At 70.0% G+C, this 17,189-nt stretch carries 15 protein-coding genes; 10 read left to right on the plus strand and 5 right to left on the minus strand.

Features of this window, described 5'->3' with window-relative positions:
• Positions 1-17: 17 nt before the first annotated feature.
• From D7006_RS02275 to D7006_RS02315, 9 genes are all read left to right on the plus strand, one after another.
• Positions 18-788, plus strand: coding sequence for an energy-coupling factor ABC transporter ATP-binding protein (locus D7006_RS02275; RefSeq protein WP_237355384.1), 771 nt, complete (start codon positions 18-20; stop codon positions 786-788).
• Complete coding sequence (locus D7006_RS02280) at positions 785-1,417, plus strand: energy-coupling factor transporter transmembrane protein EcfT (protein ID WP_237355385.1); 633 nt, start codon at positions 785-787, stop codon at positions 1,415-1,417. Before D7006_RS02275 ends, D7006_RS02280 begins: the two co-directional genes overlap by 4 nt.
• 14 nt (positions 1,418-1,431) lie before the next feature.
• Positions 1,432-2,007: a biotin transporter BioY gene (locus D7006_RS02285; RefSeq protein ID WP_237355386.1), complete on the plus strand. Its 576-nt coding sequence runs from the start codon at positions 1,432-1,434 to the stop codon at positions 2,005-2,007.
• Positions 2,004-3,464 (plus strand): AMP-binding protein, encoded by a 1,461-nt coding sequence (locus D7006_RS02290; RefSeq protein WP_237355387.1) that lies wholly within the window; start codon positions 2,004-2,006, stop codon positions 3,462-3,464. The genes D7006_RS02285 and D7006_RS02290 overlap by 4 nt, the downstream gene beginning before the upstream one ends.
• The gene (locus tag D7006_RS02295; protein ID WP_237355388.1) at positions 3,461-4,588 is read left to right on the plus strand and encodes a thiolase family protein; all 1,128 of its coding nucleotides are present in this window, start codon (positions 3,461-3,463) and stop codon (positions 4,586-4,588) included. The genes D7006_RS02290 and D7006_RS02295 overlap by 4 nt, the downstream gene beginning before the upstream one ends.
• Before the next feature lie 25 nt (positions 4,589-4,613).
• Entirely contained in the window at positions 4,614-5,486 is an 873-nt protein-coding gene (locus D7006_RS02300) for a CHAD domain-containing protein (RefSeq protein WP_237355389.1), read from the plus strand.
• A gap of 370 nt (positions 5,487-5,856) precedes the next feature.
• Positions 5,857-7,611, plus strand: coding sequence for an alpha/beta hydrolase (locus tag D7006_RS02305; RefSeq protein ID WP_237356836.1), 1,755 nt, complete (start codon positions 5,857-5,859; stop codon positions 7,609-7,611).
• Between the two features lie 53 nt (positions 7,612-7,664).
• Positions 7,665-8,093 carry a HEPN domain-containing protein gene (locus D7006_RS02310; protein WP_237355390.1) on the plus strand — a complete coding sequence of 143 codons (429 nt, stop codon included), beginning with the start codon at positions 7,665-7,667 and terminating at the stop codon, positions 8,091-8,093.
• Positions 8,063-8,521 carry a hypothetical protein gene (locus D7006_RS02315; RefSeq protein WP_237355391.1) on the plus strand — a complete coding sequence of 153 codons (459 nt, stop codon included), beginning with the start codon at positions 8,063-8,065 and terminating at the stop codon, positions 8,519-8,521. Before D7006_RS02310 ends, D7006_RS02315 begins: the two co-directional genes overlap by 31 nt.
• 20 nt (positions 8,522-8,541) lie before the next feature.
• On the opposite strand, the gene D7006_RS02320 is transcribed toward D7006_RS02315, so the two are convergent.
• Positions 8,542-9,525: a zinc-dependent alcohol dehydrogenase family protein gene (locus tag D7006_RS02320; protein ID WP_237355392.1), complete on the minus strand. Its 984-nt coding sequence runs from the start codon at positions 9,523-9,525 to the stop codon at positions 8,542-8,544.
• An 81-nt stretch (positions 9,526-9,606) separates the two neighbouring features.
• On the minus strand, positions 9,607-10,584 hold the full coding sequence (gene mbfA / locus D7006_RS02325; RefSeq protein ID WP_237355393.1) for an iron exporter MbfA: 978 nt from the start codon (positions 10,582-10,584) through the stop codon (positions 9,607-9,609).
• Positions 10,585-10,678: 94 nt separating this feature from the next.
• Between mbfA and D7006_RS02330 the strand changes: the two genes are divergently transcribed.
• Entirely contained in the window at positions 10,679-12,562 is a 1,884-nt protein-coding gene (locus D7006_RS02330) for a heavy metal translocating P-type ATPase (protein ID WP_237355394.1), read from the plus strand.
• Positions 12,563-12,565: 3 nt separating this feature from the next.
• On the opposite strand, the gene D7006_RS02335 is transcribed toward D7006_RS02330, so the two are convergent.
• The 3 genes from D7006_RS02335 to D7006_RS02345 all read right to left on the minus strand — a co-directional run bounded on the left by D7006_RS02335 (position 12,566) and on the right by D7006_RS02345 (position 17,121).
• Complete coding sequence (locus D7006_RS02335; protein WP_237355395.1) at positions 12,566-13,681, minus strand: tryptophan 7-halogenase; 1,116 nt, start codon at positions 13,679-13,681, stop codon at positions 12,566-12,568.
• A complete protein-coding gene (locus tag D7006_RS02340) occupies positions 13,678-15,789 on the minus strand; it encodes a LodA/GoxA family CTQ-dependent oxidase (RefSeq protein WP_237355396.1) in 2,112 nt (703 codons plus the stop codon). The genes D7006_RS02335 and D7006_RS02340 overlap by 4 nt, the downstream gene beginning before the upstream one ends.
• Positions 15,790-15,891: 102 nt before the next feature.
• Positions 15,892-17,121 (minus strand): argininosuccinate synthase, encoded by a 1,230-nt coding sequence (locus tag D7006_RS02345; protein ID WP_024280917.1) that lies wholly within the window; start codon positions 17,119-17,121, stop codon positions 15,892-15,894.
• Positions 17,122-17,189 lie beyond the last annotated feature (68 nt).

Genomic DNA, 17,189 nt, shown 5'->3' on the forward strand with positions numbered 1-17,189 from the left:
CGTCCGCAGGAGGCGAGATGATCCCTTATTCCGGTGCCGTATCTGGTTCCCCCGCTGAGGCCGGGCCCGTGCGGCTCGCCGGGGTCGAGGTGACGCGCGGTCCGCGCACGGTGTTCTCCAATCTCAATCTCACCCTCACCGAGCGGCGCATTGGCCTCGTCGGTGACAATGGCTCGGGCAAGTCGACGCTGCTGCGCCTCATCAACGGACTGATCCTGCCCGATGCCGGCACGGTGACGGTGGAAGGCCTCGACACCCGCCGCGACCGCCGCAGGCTGCCGGCGACGGTGGGTTTCGTGTTCCAGAATGTGGACCACCAGATCATCTTCCCCTCGGTTCGGGAGGAGATCGCCTTCGGCCCCATCCAGCAGGGCACGCCCAAGGCCGAGGCCAATGCCGCCGCCGACCGGCTGCTCGCCCGCCACGGCTGCGCCGGCTGGGGCGACCGGGCGGTGTCCGATCTCTCCGAGGGGCAGAAGCAGCTCGTCTGCATCCTCTCGGCGCTGGCCGCCGGACCCTCGGTGCTGCTGCTGGACGAACCCTTCTCCAGCCTCGACCTCACCACCCGCCTCACCCTCGCCGCGCGCCTCGGTGCCCTCGACGTGACTTTGGTGATGGCCAGCCACGACGTGGATTTGTTCGCCGGCTTCGATCGCGTCATCTGGCTGAAGGGTGGGGAGGTGGCAGCGGACGGCCCGCCGGCCGAGATCGTGCCGCTGTATGAAGCCGACGCGCGGGCCCGCGCCGAGATCGCCGTTGCCCGATCGTCCGGGAGGGCGCTGACGTGATCGCCGGTTATCTCTCCGGCCGCAGCCTGCTGCATCGCCTGCCCGCCGGGGTGAAGCTGATCGCGCTCGCGGTGCTCTCCGTGCTGATCGTGCCGCTGGACAGCCCGGTGCTGCTGGCCATGGCGCTCGCCGCCGTGCTCATCGTCTATTCCAGTTTCGGCCGGCCGGGGCTCCGACGGCTGGCCCAGTGGCGCAGCCTTGCGCCGCTGCTCGTGGTCATCTTCGCGCTGCAGGTGTGGGCGGCGTCCGTCGAGGTGGCGCTGGCGAGCGTGCTGCGCATCGCCGTGATGGTGCTACTGGCCGATCTCGTCACCCACTCCACCCGCCTGCAGGACATGATGGATGCGCTGGCCCTGCCCATGCGCCCGCTCAAGCGCTTCGGGCTCGATCCCGAGCGCATCGCGCTGGCGGTGGCGCTGGTGCTGCGTTTCGTGCCGGTGCTGCTCGACACCTGGCGGGGGCGCGAGGAAGCCTGGCGGGCGCGCAGCCCGCGCCGGCCGGGGCTGCCTCTCATCGGCGCCTTCTTCTCCGGCGCGCTCGCCATGTCCGATCAGGTGGCGGAAGCCCTCGACGCCCGCGGCTTCGGCGCCCCGCGGCGTCCGCGCACCCCGCGCAAGCCCAGAATTTGAAAGGGGACAGGCCCATGGACAACCGCACATTCGAGACGCGCACCCTCGTGCGCATCGCTTTGATCGCCGCGCTGATCGCCGCACTCGGCTTTGTGCCGCCCATTTATCTGCCCCTCGCGGCCGGGGTGCCCATCACCGCCCAGAGCCTCGGCGTGATGCTGGCCGGCCTGCTGCTCGGCGCCCGCGCGGGGGCGGCGGCGGTGGGGCTGTTCGTGTTCGTGGTGCTGCTTGGCGCCCCGCTGCTCTCCGGCGGTCGTGGCGGCCTCGGCGTGCTGGCGACGCCGACCGCCGGCTTCCTCATCGGCTACGTCGCCGGCGGCTATGTCACGGGTCTCGTCGCAGAGCGCCTCGCCGCCCGCAACCTGCCCGCGCTGGCGACGGCGCTGATCGCGGCCATCACCGGCGGCATCCTCACCGTCTATGCGTTCGGCATTCCCGGGCTGGCGATGATGGCCCATATCAGCCTCGCCAAGGCCTTTATCGGCACGACCGTCTTCGTGCCGGGCGATCTCATCAAGGCGGTGGGCGCCGCCGTGCTCGCCACCACGGTGCTGCGCAACTGGTCGATCGCGGCGCCGCACCGGCCGTGAGCATCACGCGCCATCTTGCCCGCCATGCGGAAGAGCGACCGGATGCTCCGGCCCTCACCTGCGGCGGCGAAACGCTCACCTATGCCGAACTCGCCCCGCTGGTGGCGCGCTGCGCGACGCGGTTCGCGGCAGCACCGGCGGGCGGCATCGGGCTCGATCTGCCCAATGGCGTAGCCCTCGCCATCCTGTTCCTCGCCGCCGCCCGCGCGGGACGGGAAGCGCAGATCCTCGATCCCGGCTGGCCGGAGGGGCAGCGCCAGCAGGTGCTGGAGCGGGTCGCGCCTGACCTCATCGCAAGCACGCAAGCGGGCGATATCCGCCTCGATCCGGGGCAGGGCGCGGCGGGGCTGGCCGAGGCGATCGGCGCCGGCCCCGTGGCGGCGATCACCGAGCCCGACCCGGATTTGCCCTTTTATGTGGGCTTCACCTCCGGCTCCACGGGCCTGCCCAAGGGCTATCGCCGCGCGCATCGCTCCTGGACGGCAAGCTTCGATGCGGACACGGCGGAATTCGGCATCGGCGCGGGGGACGTGATCCTCGCCCCCGGCGCGCTCACCCATTCCCTGTTCCTGTACGCGCTCGCGCGCGGCATCGATGCCGGGGCGCATGTGCTGCTCGCCCCTCACTTCCGCCCGCGCGTCGCCGCCGAGCTGGCGCGCGCCCATGGCGCCACGGTGCTCTATGGCGTGCCGACGCAGATCGCGCTGCTGCTGGACCATCTCGCCGCCGAGGGCGAGAGCCTGCCGGGGCTACGGCTCGTGCTCTGCTCCGGTGCCAAATGGCCGCCGGGGCGGCGGCAGATGCTCGGGCACCTCATGCCCAATGCGGCCTTCGCGGAGTTCTACGGCGCCTCCGAACTCTCCTTCGTCACCGTGGCCAAGGAGGCGGAAAGCGTGCCGCCCGGCTCGGTGGGCCGCGCCTTCGCGGGCGTACGCCTCTCCATCCGCGATGCGGCGGGGCGGCGGCTGCCGGCGGGGCGCACGGGACGGGTGTTCGTGGCGAGCCCCTTCCTGTTCATGGACTATGCCACCGGCGACAGCCCCGACCTCTTCGTGAGCGGCGACGAGGTGAGCGTCGGCGACATGGGCTTCCTCGATGATGCCGGCTTCCTGCATCTCGTGGGCCGGTCGCGCCGGATGATCGTGACCTCGGGTAAAAACCTCTTTCCCGAAGAGGTGGAGCGCGTGCTGGAGACCTACTCCGCCATTGCCGCCGCCGCCGTGCTGGGCGTGGCGGACGGCAAGCGCGGCGAGCGGCTGGTGGCGTTCCTCTCGCTCGCCGAGGGTGAGGTGCCCGCCCGCGCGGACCTCATCGGCTTCCTCAAATCCCGCCTGCCTTTGTTCAAGGTGCCGCGCCTTTATGCGCAGGTGGCCGACTGGCCGCTGACGCCCACGGGGAAGACCGATTTTCCCGCCATCGCCCGACTGTGGCCCGACCGCTGCGAGCTTTTGCCATGAAGGTCGCCCTCCTCGCCGCCATGCGCACGGCGGTGGCCCCGCGCGGCGGCGCCTTTCGCGGTGTGCCGGCCCACAAGCTGGCAGCGGCGCTGATCGGCCCGGTGCTGGCGGCGGCAGGGGTGGCGTCGGATCAGGTGGACGAGGTGATCCTCGGCAATGCCCTCTCGGGCGGCGGCAACATGGCCCGTGTCGCCGCGCTGGCGGCGGGGCTGCCGGAAAGCGTCCCAGCGCTCACCCTCGACACCCAATGCTGCTCCGGACTCGATGCCATCCGCTTGGGCGCGGCGCGCATCGCGGCGGGGGAGGCGCGCTATGTGCTGGCGGGTGGGGCGGAGAGCTTCAGCACCGCGCCGCTGCGCGCCCACCGTCCGTGCGAGAAGCACGGCGCGCCGGATTTCTATCGCCAGCCGGCCTTCACGCCCTGGCCCGAACGCGAGATCGCCCTCGACGCTTCCGCCGCCGGCATGGCTGAGGCGGAAGGCCTCTCCCGCGCCGAACAGGAGGCGTTCGCCGCCGAGAGCCACCGCCGCGCCCTCGTCGTGCCGGCTGCGGATGGCGAGATCGTGCCAGTGGCGGGCCTTGCCGCCGATGCCTTCGCGCGGCGCCTTTCGCCCGCGCTGATGGCGCGCCTGCCGGTGCTGGCGGGAGATGCGGCCCATGGCGTCACCGCCGCCACCATCGCGGTGGAGGCGGATGCGGCCGGCCTCGTCCTATTGGGCCCGGCGCAGGCCGGAGACGTGACGATTGCCGGGGGCCTGGCGCGCGGCGGAGACCCGCTGGTGCCCACGCTTGCGCCCATCACGGCGGTGGAGGCCCTGTGCGCCCGCCTCGGCATCGCCCCGGGCGCGGTCGATGTTGTGGAGCTGATGGAGGCCTATGCGGCGCAGGCCCTCGTCGCCATCCGCCGGCTGGGACTCGATCCCGCGCGGGTGAATGCGGGGGGCGGCGCATTGGCGCGGGGCCATCCTATCGGCGCGTCGGGTGCAATCCTGGCGGTACGGGCGTATCATCGGTTGAGAGCGATGGAGACAGGCCGCGCGCTGTGTGCCATCGCCGGTGCCGGTGGCATCGCCACCGCCTTGATGCTGGACCGGGACGGAACCGGCCCGGCGTGCGACCGTTGAGCCCGGGTTCCGGAGCAAAATGCCCATGCTGGATGTCGCGACCCCCGATGCCGAACGCGTGACCCCGCCCTTGCCGCCGCCCCGCGCGGCGGGAGATGCGCTGGCGGACGCTCTCGCGGCGACCATCGAGACCGTGGCCGCCGCGGTGGCCGATCCCGATCCGGTGGAGATGGTGCACGACGCCCGCAAGGCCATGAAGCAGTATCGGGCCTTGCTCCGCCTCATTCCCGGCGAGGATGCCAAGGCCGAGCGGCGGCGCACGGCGGAGGTGGCGCGCCAGCTTTCCGGCGCCCGCGACCAGGTGGCGGCCCGCGATGCGCTGGACGTGATGGCCAAGGGCGGCTTCCTCCTCGCCTGCGACCAGACCGACGCCGAGGGGGTGCTGGGCGAGGACGCGGCCGAGGATGGCGGCGAGCATCGCGCCACGCTCGGCGGTTTCCTCGTCTCCGCCCGCGCGGCCCTTGCCGACACGCTGGCGGCGCAGGCGCGGGAGGCGGATGTGACGAAGGGGCTGGTGAAGGCCTACAGGCAGGCCCGCCGTGCCCCCTTCGATACGCCAGAGGACATGCACGAGGCGCGCAAGCGCGTCGTCACCCACCGCTACCAGATGAGCTTTCTCGCCGAAGCCTTCGGCCACGGGGCGAAGCGCGCCCGCGCCGCGCAGCGGCTGCGCGACCTGCTCGGCGCCTATCAGGACATCGAGACCTTGCGCCCCATGCTGGATGCGGCGGGTGACGCGCTGGCGGAGGGCACGCGCGAGCGGCTCGGCCTCGCCATGGACCGGGCGCAGAAGCGGCTGCGCAAGCGGGCGCTCCGGCAGCATGCGGCCTTGTTCCGCCGCAGCGCCAAGGCCTTTCGCGACAGCTGCCGGGAGCGCGTCGGCGCGGTGTCCAATTGACGCGTATCATTGCCGGTCGCGGCGCGGGGCGGCCTCATCGTCATCAAAGCGCCGTGAGAAGCGGCAAAAGCTAAGTCAGCAAAGCTCGAGCGTCCGGCACGAGGCCGGGCGAGGCTCCGGCATTCGTTTCAAGTCCCGGGTGCGTTCCGCGCCCTGAAGAGATCGACCGATGGTCAACCTGCCCGCCAATTCGCCCCGTATCCAGCCCCAGACCGTGGGCGGAGCGCCCGCCGCCGCGCCGGAGCCGGCCCCCGCGCCCGCCGTGACTGCGCCGGAGGCGCCGGCATCCGGCGCCGATCTCGCCCGCGCCGCCATGGATTTCTCCAAGCTGCCCGAGGCCGGGCGGCTGTTTGCCCAGGCCTGGGCGCGCATGGCCTTCCATGACGAGGAGGATTTCGAGCGCGGCCCCGGGCCGGAAGCCCTGCGCGCGGTGGACCGCGCCGCTGCCGCGCTTTCCGCCCGCGCCACTTCGGGCCTCTCGCCCACCGCGCTCTCCCTGTCGCTGATGGACTGGTGGATGCATCTGGCCGCCGCCCCCGGCAAGCAGGCGGAATTGGCGCTGAAGGCGTGGCGCAAGTCCGCGCGGCTCGGCGCCTACATGGTCGCCTCCAGCTTCGACCGGAACTTTCCCAATTGCATCCAGCCGCTGCCGGGGGACGAGCGGTTCAGCGCCCCGGCGTGGCAGGACTGGCCGTTCCGCTTCTGGTACCAGGCCTTCCTGCTGAACCAGCAATGGTGGCACAACGCCACCCACGGTGTGCCGGGCGTCGCGCCCCACAACGAGGCGGTGGTGGCCTTCACGGCCCGCCAGCTGCTCGACGTCTTCTCGCCCTCCAACTCGCCCTTCACCAATCCCGAGGTGCTGCGCCGGGCGCGGGAGACGGGTGGGCTCAATTTCGTGCAGGGCGCGCGCAACCTTCTGGAGGATGCGGCGCGCAAGGCATCCGGCCAGCCGCCCATGGGCGCGGAGGCGTTTGAGCCGGGCCGCAACGTGGCGGTAACGCCGGGCGAGGTGATCTTCCGCAATCACCTCGTGGAGCTGATCCAGTATCGCGCAACCACCGCCACGGTCGCCGCCGAGCCGGTGCTGATCGTGCCGGCCTGGATCATGAAATATTACATCCTCGATCTCTCGCCCGAGAACTCGCTGATCCGCTACCTCGTGTCCAAGGGCCACACGGTGTTCTGCCTCTCCTGGCGCAACGTGACGGCGGAGGACCGCGACCTCGGCTTCGACGACTATCGCCGCGAGGGCGTGATGGCGGCGCTGGAGGCCATCAATGCGGTGGTGCCGGGCGAGAAGGTGCATGCGGTGGGCTATTGCCTCGGCGGCACGCTGCTCTCCATCACCGCCGGGGCCATGGCGCGCGATGACGACGACCGTCTCGCCTCCGTGACTCTGTTCGCGGCGCAGACCGATTTCTCCGAGGCGGGCGAGCTGCAATTGTTCGTGGACCCCGGCGAGCTCTACACGCTCGAAAGCATGATGTGGGACCAGGGCGTGCTCTCGTCCGGGCAGATGGCCGGGGCGTTCGAGATGCTGCGCTCCAACGATCTCGTCTGGTCGCGCCTCGTCCACGAATATCTGATGGGCGAGCGCACGCCCATGAACGACCTGATGGCCTGGAACGCCGATGCCACCCGCATGCCCTACCGCATGCATTCCCAGTATCTGCGCCAGCTCTTCCTCGACAACGACCTCGCCGCCGGCCGCTACAAGGTGGAGGGGCGCCCCGTCTCGCTGCAGGACATCGACGCTCCCCTGTTCGTGGTGGGGACCGAGCGGGACCACGTGGCGCCGTGGCGCTCGGTCTACAAGATCCACCAGCTGACCGACACGGACGTGACCTTCGTGCTGACCTCCGGCGGGCACAATGCCGGCATCGTCAGCGAGCCGGGCCACAAGCACCGGCATTTCCGCCTGCACGAGACCCGCCACGGCGACCACCATCTCGGCCCCGACCAGTGGGTGGAGGCGACACCGATAGAGGAGGGCTCGTGGTGGCCGGCGTGGGAGGCCTTCCTGTCCGCCCGCTCCACCCCCGGCCGCGCGCTGCCGCCCTTGGGCGCGCCCGGCTATCCCGTGCTCTGCCCGGCGCCGGGAACCTATGTGATGCAGCGCTGAGGGGGCAATGGCGGTTGCCTTGACCTCTCGATATTGCGCGTTAGCTTTGGCGTATGGCGGGTGCTTCGGCAGACGAGTGGTGGCGGCGAGCTGAAAGCGAGCTCGAATCCGCCAAAATTCTCAAATTCAGCGGTAAAGCAGCTGAAGCATATTTCCATGCGGGGCAGGCTATCGAATTTGGTCTTAAAGCGCTGTATCTTAAGCGAAACAATCTCGCGGAAATGCCTGCGGATCACAAGGGAGCGAACTGGCATAATTTGGCGATGTGTGCGACGGCCGCGCGCCTACATATCGATCTAAAGCAACCCGGTATTTCGAGAGACTTGCGTGCCGCGTGGCTCACTGTGAGAGATTGGAAAAGCAACGCTCGCTTCCCCGATATGAAGGTTCCGAAGCAGGAGCTTAATGACTTATTTGTCGCAGTGTGCAACGATCGAGACGGAGTCTGGCAATGGCTGCGCAGGATTTACCAATCGATCTGATTGACTCGGGAGCTGCCATTCTGGCAGCGACCGATGCGTTGGCGATGCAGGCTCAAGGTGCGATGTGGATCTTCGACCACTCGCTAAACGACTGGCGTTATTATCTCGTGACGTCGCTCGTTGACACGATTGGTCGTAGAAAAACTTATAAATTACTGATCGACATTTTTGAGAAGATTAGCGTTCCGGACTCCATGACAGTAGATGATGTGCATCTCGGCTCTCCGTCCGATCCGTTCTTTCGGATGATCAGCTCAATCGTCAGAGTGGACGGTGGAGGTCAAGTTGCATTTCAAAATTGCAACATTAATGGTATTCTTTTTGACGGAATTATCTATAGGGCGGTTAAATCTGTGCCTGACCAGAAAGAGGCTGAGCGCATTGAGAGAAAATTCTCAAAGCGCGTTAAAGATATGGTTCGTGCCTGAACCTAGTTGAGCGCTGAGCCTTAAGGCACCAGCACGGCCGCCCCTTCCAGCCGCCCGCCGCGCAAATCGTCCAGCGCGCGGTTGGCCTCGGAGAGGGGATAGGGCGTGACGTGGGTGGAAACGCCGGCCTTGGGCGCCAGCGCGAGGAATTCGTGGGCGTCGTCGCGGGTGAGGTTGGCGACGGAGAGGATCTTCCGCTCCTCCCACAGCCAGCGATAGGGGAAGGCCGGGATGTCGCTCATGTGGATGCCGCCGCACACCACGCGCCCGCCCTTGCGCACGGCTTTGAGCGCCTGCGGCACCAGCTCGCCCGCCGGTGCGAAGATGAGGGCGGCATCCAGCGGCTCCGGCGGCGGGGCATCCGAAGCGCCGGCATAGACGGCACCGAGCGTCCGCGCGAAGTCCTGCGCCCGCCTGTCGCCGGGGCGGGTGAAGGCGTAGATTTCGCGCCCCTGCCAGCGCGCCACCTGGGCGATGATGTGGGCGGCGGCGCCGAAGCCGTAGAGGCCGATGCGCTTGCCCTCGCCCGCCATCTTCAGCGTGCGCCAGCCGATGAGCCCGGCGCAGAGCAAGGGCGCCAGCGCGATGTCCTCGCCCGCCTCACCGAGGGGATAGACGAAGCGCGCATCGGCGACCGTATGGCTGGCGAAGCCGCCGTCGCGGGTGCAGCCGGTGAAGACCGGCGCATCGCACAGGTTTTCCGCGCCCTCTTCGCAATAGGAGCAGCAGCCGCAGGCGCGGCCGAGCCAGCCGACACCCACCCGCTCGCCGATCGTGAGATGAGAGACCCCGGCGCCCAGCGCCGCGACGCGCCCGACGATCTCATGGCCGGGGATGATGGGCAGCAGCGTCTGCGGCAGCTCGCCGTCCACCACATGCAGATCGGTGCGGCAGACGCCGCAGGCGCCGACCTTGATGAGCACCTCCCCCGGCCCCGGCACGGGATCGGGCCGCTCCTCGGCGACAAGGGGACCGCCGACCTCTTTCAGGATCATGGCGCGCATGAGGGGCCTCGCGATATCGCAGGCAGGCACCCTCTCATGCGGCGGGCGCGGGAGCCATGATCTCCCGCAACGGCAGGCGGCTCAGCTGCCGCCGATGAAGATGCCGGCCGCCAGCACCAGCGCGCCGCCGAGCACGATCTGGAAGACCGAGCGCCAGAAGGGCGTCTCCATGTAGCGGTTCTGGATGAAGGCGATGGCCCACAACTCGATGAAGACCACGATGATGGCGATGGCCGTCGCGGTCCAGAATTCCGGGATGATGTAGGGCAGAGCGTGGCCGAGGCCCCCCACCGCGGTCATGATGCCGGAGGAGAGGCCGCGCTTCAGTGGCGAGCCGCGGCCGGAGATGACGCCGTCATCGTGCAGCGCCTCGGTGAAGCCCATGGAGATGCCGGCGCCCACCGCCGCGGCCAGGCCGACGAGCAGGGTGGTGTGGGAATTCTGCGTGGCGAAGGCGGTGGCGAAGATGGGGGCCAGCGTCGAGACCGAGCCGTCCATCAGGCCCGCGAGGCCCGGCTGCACGAAGGTGAGCAGGAACTGCCGGCGGGCCTTCTCGTCCTCTTCCTTCTTCTTGTCGGCGGGCAGATAGCGGTCGGCGAGGTTGCCGGCGATCTCCTCGTGCTGCAGCTCTACCTGGTAGAGGCTTTCCAGGAGCTTGCGCGTGCCGGGATCGGACGTCTTCTCCTGCGCCTTCAGATAGAAGCTGGCGGACTCGTCCTCCATCCGCCCCACCTCGGCGCGGATGCGCTCGATGCCGAGGTTCACCACCGCCCACACCGGCCGGCGGCCGTAATAGCCGGCGATGCTCTCGCGGCGGATCAGCGGCACGGTGCCGCCGTAGCGCCGTTCATATTCGCGGGTGAGGCTGGTCTGGTGGCCGCGCTCCTGCGCCGCCATGCTCTCGAACACCTTGGCCGTGTCGGGATACTCGCTGCGCAGCGCCTCGGCATATTCCATGTAGATGCGCGCGTCGTCTTCCTCGGAGGAGACGGCGAGGGCGAGCACTTCCCGTTCCGAAAGGTCTGCAAATCGGCGGCGGCCGGAAAGGAACGACAACATGCCGGGTGACTCCTGTTTAGAACTCTTCTAACAATCTGGTGTGCGCGCGACAACAGCGACGGCAGTGCGACCAAAGCGCCGCACCGGGGGAGAGATGTCGGAGCCGGGCCAGATCCAGAGCGAGGCCGCCGCCGGGCGGAACCGGTACCTTCTGCTCGCCGCCGCCGTGCTGCCGCTGGCCGTGGGGCTGCTGCTCCAGCTGATGGGGATGAAGGCCGCCGCCTCGGCCGCCTTCGCCGTGGGCACCGTGCCGGTTCTGGCGGTGCTGCTTATTGACATCGCCCGTTCCCTGCGCGCGGGCCGGTTCGGGCTCGATGTGCTGGCCGCGCTCTCCATGGCCGCGGCTCTGGCCTTCGGCGAGCCTCTGGCCGGCAACGTGGTCGCGCTCATGTATGCGGGCGGCCAGCAGCTGGAGCGGTTCGCGGAAGGCCGTGCCCGACGGGAGATGACCGCCCTTGCCGCCCGCGCCCCGCGCGATGCGGTGCTGCATCTCGATGGCGGGCTGGTGATCGTGGCGGCGGTGGATCTGGTGGCCGGCGACCGTGTGCTGGTGCGCTCCGGCGATACCGTGCCCGCCGACGGCGCGGTCATTGGCGGCCCGGCGGTCCTCGACCTCTCCTCCCTGACCGGCGAGACACGGCCGGCCCGGCTGGAGGATGGCGAGGAGGCGCCCTCCGGCGCGGTGAATGCCGGCGATGCCTTCGATCTCGCCATCGTCAGGCCGGCGGCGGAAAGCACCTATGCGGGCATCGTGCGCCTCGTGGAGGAGGCCGCGTCCAGCCGCGCGCCCATGGTACGCCTCGCCGATCGCTACGCGCTCGCCTTCCTTCTCGTCTCGTTGGCCCTCGCCATCGGCGCCGCGGTGCTGGCGCACGATCCGCGCCGGGCGCTGGCGGTGCTGGTGGTGGCGACGCCCTGTCCGCTCATTCTCGCCGTGCCGGTGGCGCTCATGGCCGGCCTGTCGCGGGCGGCCAAGCGCGGCGTCCTGGTGAAGAGCGGCGGCGCGCTGGAGAAGCTCGCCCGCGTCCGTGCTTTGGTGGTGGACAAGACCGGCACCCTCACCCACGGGCGGGCCGAGCTGGAGGAGGTGCGCACCGCGCCGGAGTTCGAGCCGGACGACGTGCTGCGCCTTGCTGCCTCCCTCGATCAGGCCTCGAGCCATGTGGTGGCGCAGGCGCTGGTCGGCGCCGCGCAGGGCAGTGGCCTTGCGCTCTCGCCGCCCCTCGGGGTGAAGGAGGATGGCGGCGCGGGGCTTGAGGGATGGGTCGAGGGCCGGGCGGTCGCGGTGGGCGGCACGGCCTATGTGGCCGCCCGCGCGTCCGGAGACTGGAGCGAACTCAGGGCGCAACTGCCCCCCGCGAGCGCAGTGGTGGCGGTGGCCGTGGATGGCCGGCCGGCGGGGCTGCTGCTGTTCGCCGATCCCGTGCGCGATGATGCCCCGGAGATGATCGCCGCGCTGCGCCGGGGCGGCGTCACCTATGTGGCGCTGGCCTCGGGCGATCGGGAAGAGGCGGTGGATGCGGTCGGGCTGGCCCTCGGCCTCGATGCCTGGACGGGAGAGCTGACGCCGCAGGGCAAGATCGAGCACATCGCCTTGGCGCGGGGGACGGTCAATGGCGGCGGCGTGATGATGGTGGGCGACGGCGTGAACGATGCTCCCGCCCTCGCCGCCGCCGACATCGGCGTCGCGCTGGGCGCGCGCGGGGCGGCGGCTTCGGCGGAGGTGGCCGATGCGGTGCTGCTCGTGGACCGGCTCGACCGCCTCGCCGAGGCCATGGCCATCGCCCGCCGCTCGCTCGCCATCGCGCGGCAGAGCGTGCGCTGGGGCATCGGCCTGTCGCTCGTGGGCATGGTGGCGGCGGCGTTCGGCTATCTCCAGCCGGTGCAGGGGGCGCTGCTGCAGGAGGCCATCGACGTGGTGGTCATCCTCAACGCTCTGCGCGTGCTCATTCCGGGACCGGGCGAGGGCGCGGACTGAGCCCTATGCGGCGGCCTGAACCTGCCGCCGGCGCCAGAACGGCGCCTCAGGCCAGCGCGCCTCCGTTGCATAGAAGGCCGCGCGCAGCCGCACGCCGGCGGTGAAGCGGGCGAACACGCGGTCCTGATACATGCGCAGCGCGCCGTCATCCCCCGCCAGCGCCCCGGCGATGGCGTCGGCGGCGGCGATGCCATCCTCCAGCGCCCGGGTCAGGCCCTGCGAGAGCAGGGGATCGAGGCAGGCGGCGGCATCGCCCACGGCGAGCCATCCGGGTCCGGCGACGGCGCTGAGGATGGCCGTGGGCGCGATGGCGATGCGCGGCGGCGCCTCCGCATCCTCCGGGCGGCCGGACGATATCTCGGGACCGATGAGGCGCGTGCCGGCGAGGGCGGCGCGGAAGGCGGCGGCATCGGCGAAGCGCGCGCCGGTGTCCGGATCGGTGGCGAGGCCCAACACCGCCCGTCCGCCGGGAATGCGGCTCGCATACCACCAGCCGTCCGGCGCGGCTTCCAGGAAGGTGCGGGCGGGCACCGCCTCGGGCTCTGTGAGAGCGAGAAAGGTCCAGTGGAAGGCGATGGCATCCACGCTGTTGCGCGCCACCTTGAGGCTGCGGAGTGCCGCCGCGCGCACGCCGCTGGCGTCCACCACCAGCCCGGCGGTGATCTCGAAGGGACCATCCGCGCCCTCGAAGCGGAGGCGGTGGCCCGCCCCCTCCGGCGACATCGCCCGCAGGCGGCCGGAATGGAGTGGGACGCCTGCAGCCTGCGCCTCGGCCCTCAAATCGGCATCGAAGCCGGCGCGGTCGAGATGCCAGCCGCCGCCGAACGGATTGGCGAAGCCGTCACTGTGGTGGGGCTCCGCCTTGCCCCACACGGCGGTCGATCCCAGCGCCGGCAGGTGGCCGCGCGCGACGAAGCGGTCCATGAGGCCGAGGCGGGAGAGCAGCGGCAGGGCGGCGCCGGGAATGGTCTCGCCGATGCGCGGGCCATCCCCCGCGCCGGCCTCGAACAGCGTGACATCGCCGATGCCGTGCCGCGCCAGCGCGATCGCCGTGGCGCAGCCGGCCGGGCCGGCGCCGACGATGGCGACGCCCACGCGATTTGCAATCGGGTTGCTCACGGCGCCGGTGGGTTGTTGAAGGTGGGCCAGGGGGCGACCATCTGGCTCGTGTCATTCTCGAAGAAGCAGGCGACTTCGAGGAAGGGATCCTCAGGCGCGGCGGGGCGGGCGTCCGGGTTGATCCGGCTCGCCTGCACTACGAAGCCGACCTTGTGCCAGTTGACGAGGAAATCCGCCGCCCGCTGGAAGCGCCCGGCATTGGCCGGATAGATGGTGGTTGTCCCTGCGCCGCGCACGGCGAAGAGCTGGCGCCCCGGCACCCAGCCGGTGGCGGGATCGAAGCGCGCCAGCCCCTGCGGATACACCACCACCGGCCGCTCGGCGGGCCACGACCAGTAGAGCGTCTGGTCGGTATTGGAGGGGCTCTCCGGCGGGTGGGAGGCGCAGTGGTTGTAGTCCGTGTGCCAGGGCGCGGCCATGAACTTGGAGAAGTCGCCCGGCTCCAGCGGGATGGGGCGCAGGGGGATATAGCCCACCGTGAGGAACGCCCGGTCGGCACGGGCCTTCGTATAGTCGAGCGGGGCGGCGTTGATGCGGAACGGGCCGCCCGGCGTGTTCGCCCAGTCCTGGACGAACAGGTTGCGGTCGCGCACCGGATAGGACACCTCGATGCCCGGGCTGAAGCGTCCGCCGAGGCAATTGGCCAGCGCCACCCGGTCCATCTCCTCGCCGTCGCCCAGCTTCAGGCGCCGCTCGGGGGTGAACACGCCTTTGTGCCACTGGCGCAGCAGGTAATACTGCGTGGGCGTGAGGGTGAGGAACGGCCGGTCCGTGTCGCCCAGCGCCAGCGGCATCATGGGCGTGCCCGCGGCGAGGCTCTTGGGATTGTCGGGATTGCGGATCAGGCCGTCGAAATCCGGGATCTTGTCGGTGGGCCGGTCGGCCGGGGTGATGGCACCGATGCGGTTGTGGGCGGCGATGGCGGGTGCCGGCAGATTGGTGTTCCAGCGCTGGAGCATCACCGCATGGAACAGCGGGCGGGCATCGTCCGCGAAGGAGGCGGCAAAGCGCGGGCTGAACGTGCCGTCAGCATAGAGAGACGGCTCCAGCGCCAGCTGGCGAACGAAGGTGTCGTAGACCTCGTCCCAGGCGGTGACGACATTGCGCGTCTGCGGCGCGAAGCCCGGATCGCCGCACATCACCCAGGCCGGGGCGGCCATGAGCGAGGAGCCATCCTCGAAGATGATGCGCGCCGAGACCGGCCCGTCGCCGATATCGTCGAACCAGCTGGTGTTCTCCGCCCCGCTGCGCTCGTTGACGTTCGGCGGACCCTTGGGGGTGGATATGCCCACCGTCGCGCCGAAGCCGCCGGCGAGGATGAGGCGGCCCGTGCCCGCCTCCACCCGCATGTCGCCGAGCCGGGTGAGGGGATCGGCCGGCACATGCAGGGTGAAATGGTCCCCGGGGAAGCTCACGGGATAATCGGGCAGCGTCCGCACCGGCGTCGCGCCCTCGCCGAGGCAGCTCGCGGGCGTCGCGCGGTCGAAGATGGAGATACGGCCCTGATCGGCGCGGGCGGAAAGGGCGCGCGGGCCGGGATCGATGACGAGGCGCTTGAGGCGCTCGGGGCTGTCGAGGGGGCCGTCGTGCGGGCGGCGGATGGGCATCAGCCGGCCATCGGCGAAGCCGGCTAGGGCGGGGAAGTGGCCCGGCGTGTCCTCCATGGAGAAGCAGTTCAGCTTCTTGTTGGCGAGGTGCGCCTGCCAGACGATGTCAGCGACGCGCTTGCCGCCGATGACCGCGCCGAGCGTGACCTCGGTGCTCTCGCCGGTGGGCCAGCCCGTGCGGGTATAGGCATAGATGCGGAAGCGCGCGGCCTGCCGCTTGAGCCGGCCCTGTCCATCGCGGAAGCCGTCTGCGGTGATGGGTTGGCCGGTCGCGGCATCGAGGGGGAGCCCGCCCCACAGCCCCGCGCCGGACGGGGGCAGCTCGCCGGCTGCGGTCTCGGGGGCGAGGTAATAGTCCGGGCTGTTGCCGACACGCGCGATGCCGATGGCGGGATGGATGCGCAGCACCGGGGCGGGGGCATCATCGGCCGCCGCAAGGCCGGAGGTGGCGGCGAGCAGCGTGGAGCCCGCAGCGCCTTTCAGAAGGTCCCGACGATCCATGATTCCGCCCCCGAAGCGAGACGGAGTGTGTCCGTTTAAATGTCTGGCGCAAAGCGCAAAATGCGCCTCGCGCCAGAGGTATTTCAGCCCTTTAGGCGATCCCTATTCCGAGATCTTGCGGGCGCGGCTGCCCAGCGTGCGCAGGCGCAGCGCGTTGAGCTTGATGAAGCCGGCGGCGTCGCGGTGGTCGTAGGCGACGGCGCCTTCCTCGAACGTGACCAGCTCCTGGTTGTAGAGCGAGTAGGGGCTCTTGCGGCCGACCACGGTGGCGTTGCCCTTGTAGAGCTTCACCGTCACCTCGCCGGTCACATAGGCCTGCGAGTGGTCGATGGCCGCCTGCAGCATCTCGCGCTCGGGAGAGAACCAGAAGCCGTTATAGATGAGCTCCGCATAGCGGGGCATCAGCTCGTCCTTGAGGTGCGCCGCGCCGCGGTCCAGCGTGATGCTCTCGATGCCGCGGTGGGCCGCCAAAAGGATGGTGCCGCCGGGGGTCTCGTAGATGCCGCGGCTCTTCATGCCGACGAAGCGGTTTTCCACGAGGTCGAGGCGGCCGATGCCGTTGGCCTTGCCCAGCTCGTTCAGCTTGGTGAGCAGGGTCGCGGGGGAGAGCGCCTCGCCGTTGATGGCCACCGCGTCGCCCTTGTCGAAGGCGATGGTGATGAGGGTCGCCTCGTCGGGGGCTTCCTCCGGCGAGATGGTGCGCTGATAGACATATTCCGGCGCGTCGTCGGCCGGGTCTTCCAGCACCTTGCCCTCGGAAGAGGAGTGCAGGAGGTTCGCGTCCACCGAGAAGGGCGCCTCGCCGCGCTTGTCCTTGGCGATCGGGATCTGGTGCGCCTCGGCGAACTCCAAGAGGCGGGTGCGGGAGGTCAGGTCCCACTCGCGCCAGGGGGCGATGACGGTGATGTCCGGCTCGAGGGCGTAATAGCCCAGCTCGAAGCGCACCTGGTCGTTGCCCTTGCCGGTGGCACCGTGGGCGACCGCGTCGGCGCCCATCTTGCGGGCGATCTCGATCTGCTTCTTGGCGATCAGCGGGCGGGCGATGGAGGTGCCGAGCAGGTACAGGCCCTCATACACCGCATTGGCGCGGAACATGGGGAAAACGTAGTCCCGCACGAATTCCTCGCGCACGTCCTCGATGAAGATGTTCTCGGGCTTGATGCCGAGCAGCTCCGCCTTCTTGCGCGCCGGCTCCAGCTCCTCGCCCTGGCCGAGGTCGGCGGTGAAGGTGATGACCTCGCAATTATAGGTGGTCTGGAGCCACTTCAGGATGACCGAGGTGTCGAGCCCGCCGGAATAGGCCAGCACCACCTTCTTCACGTCACGCGCCATCACGTCTCTCGGCTGTTTGGGGAAAATCGGCGCGGACTATAGGCGCGCGGGGCGGCGTGGCAAGCCGT

Source organism: Xanthobacter sp. YC-JY1, from assembly GCF_021730305.1.
Taxonomy (GTDB): Bacteria; Pseudomonadota; Alphaproteobacteria; order Rhizobiales; family Xanthobacteraceae; genus Xanthobacter; species Xanthobacter flavus.

What these genes read in the sequence shown, in the direction of transcription:
- D7006_RS02275 (WP_237355384.1), top strand. Translation starts at nt 18, where the DNA reads ATGATCCCTTATTCCGGTGCCGTATCTGGTTCCCCCGCTGAGGCCGGG.
- D7006_RS02285 (WP_237355386.1), top strand. Translation starts at nt 1,432, where the DNA reads ATGGACAACCGCACATTCGAGACGCGCACCCTCGTGCGCATCGCTTTG.
- D7006_RS02295 (WP_237355388.1), top strand. Translation starts at nt 3,461, where the DNA reads ATGAAGGTCGCCCTCCTCGCCGCCATGCGCACGGCGGTGGCCCCGCGC.
- D7006_RS02300 (WP_237355389.1), top strand. Translation starts at nt 4,614, where the DNA reads ATGCTGGATGTCGCGACCCCCGATGCCGAACGCGTGACCCCGCCCTTG.
- D7006_RS02305 (WP_237356836.1), top strand. Translation starts at nt 5,857, where the DNA reads ATGGCCTTCCATGACGAGGAGGATTTCGAGCGCGGCCCCGGGCCGGAA.
- D7006_RS02310 (WP_237355390.1), top strand. Translation starts at nt 7,665, where the DNA reads ATGGCGGGTGCTTCGGCAGACGAGTGGTGGCGGCGAGCTGAAAGCGAG.
- D7006_RS02315 (WP_237355391.1), top strand. Translation starts at nt 8,063, where the DNA reads ATGGCTGCGCAGGATTTACCAATCGATCTGATTGACTCGGGAGCTGCC.
- D7006_RS02320 (WP_237355392.1), bottom strand. Translation starts at nt 9,525, where the DNA reads ATGCGCGCCATGATCCTGAAAGAGGTCGGCGGTCCCCTTGTCGCCGAG.
- mbfA (WP_237355393.1), bottom strand. Translation starts at nt 10,584, where the DNA reads ATGTTGTCGTTCCTTTCCGGCCGCCGCCGATTTGCAGACCTTTCGGAA.
- D7006_RS02330 (WP_237355394.1), top strand. Translation starts at nt 10,679, where the DNA reads ATGTCGGAGCCGGGCCAGATCCAGAGCGAGGCCGCCGCCGGGCGGAAC.
- D7006_RS02340 (WP_237355396.1), bottom strand. Translation starts at nt 15,789, where the DNA reads ATGGATCGTCGGGACCTTCTGAAAGGCGCTGCGGGCTCCACGCTGCTC.
- D7006_RS02345 (WP_024280917.1), bottom strand. Translation starts at nt 17,121, where the DNA reads ATGGCGCGTGACGTGAAGAAGGTGGTGCTGGCCTATTCCGGCGGGCTC.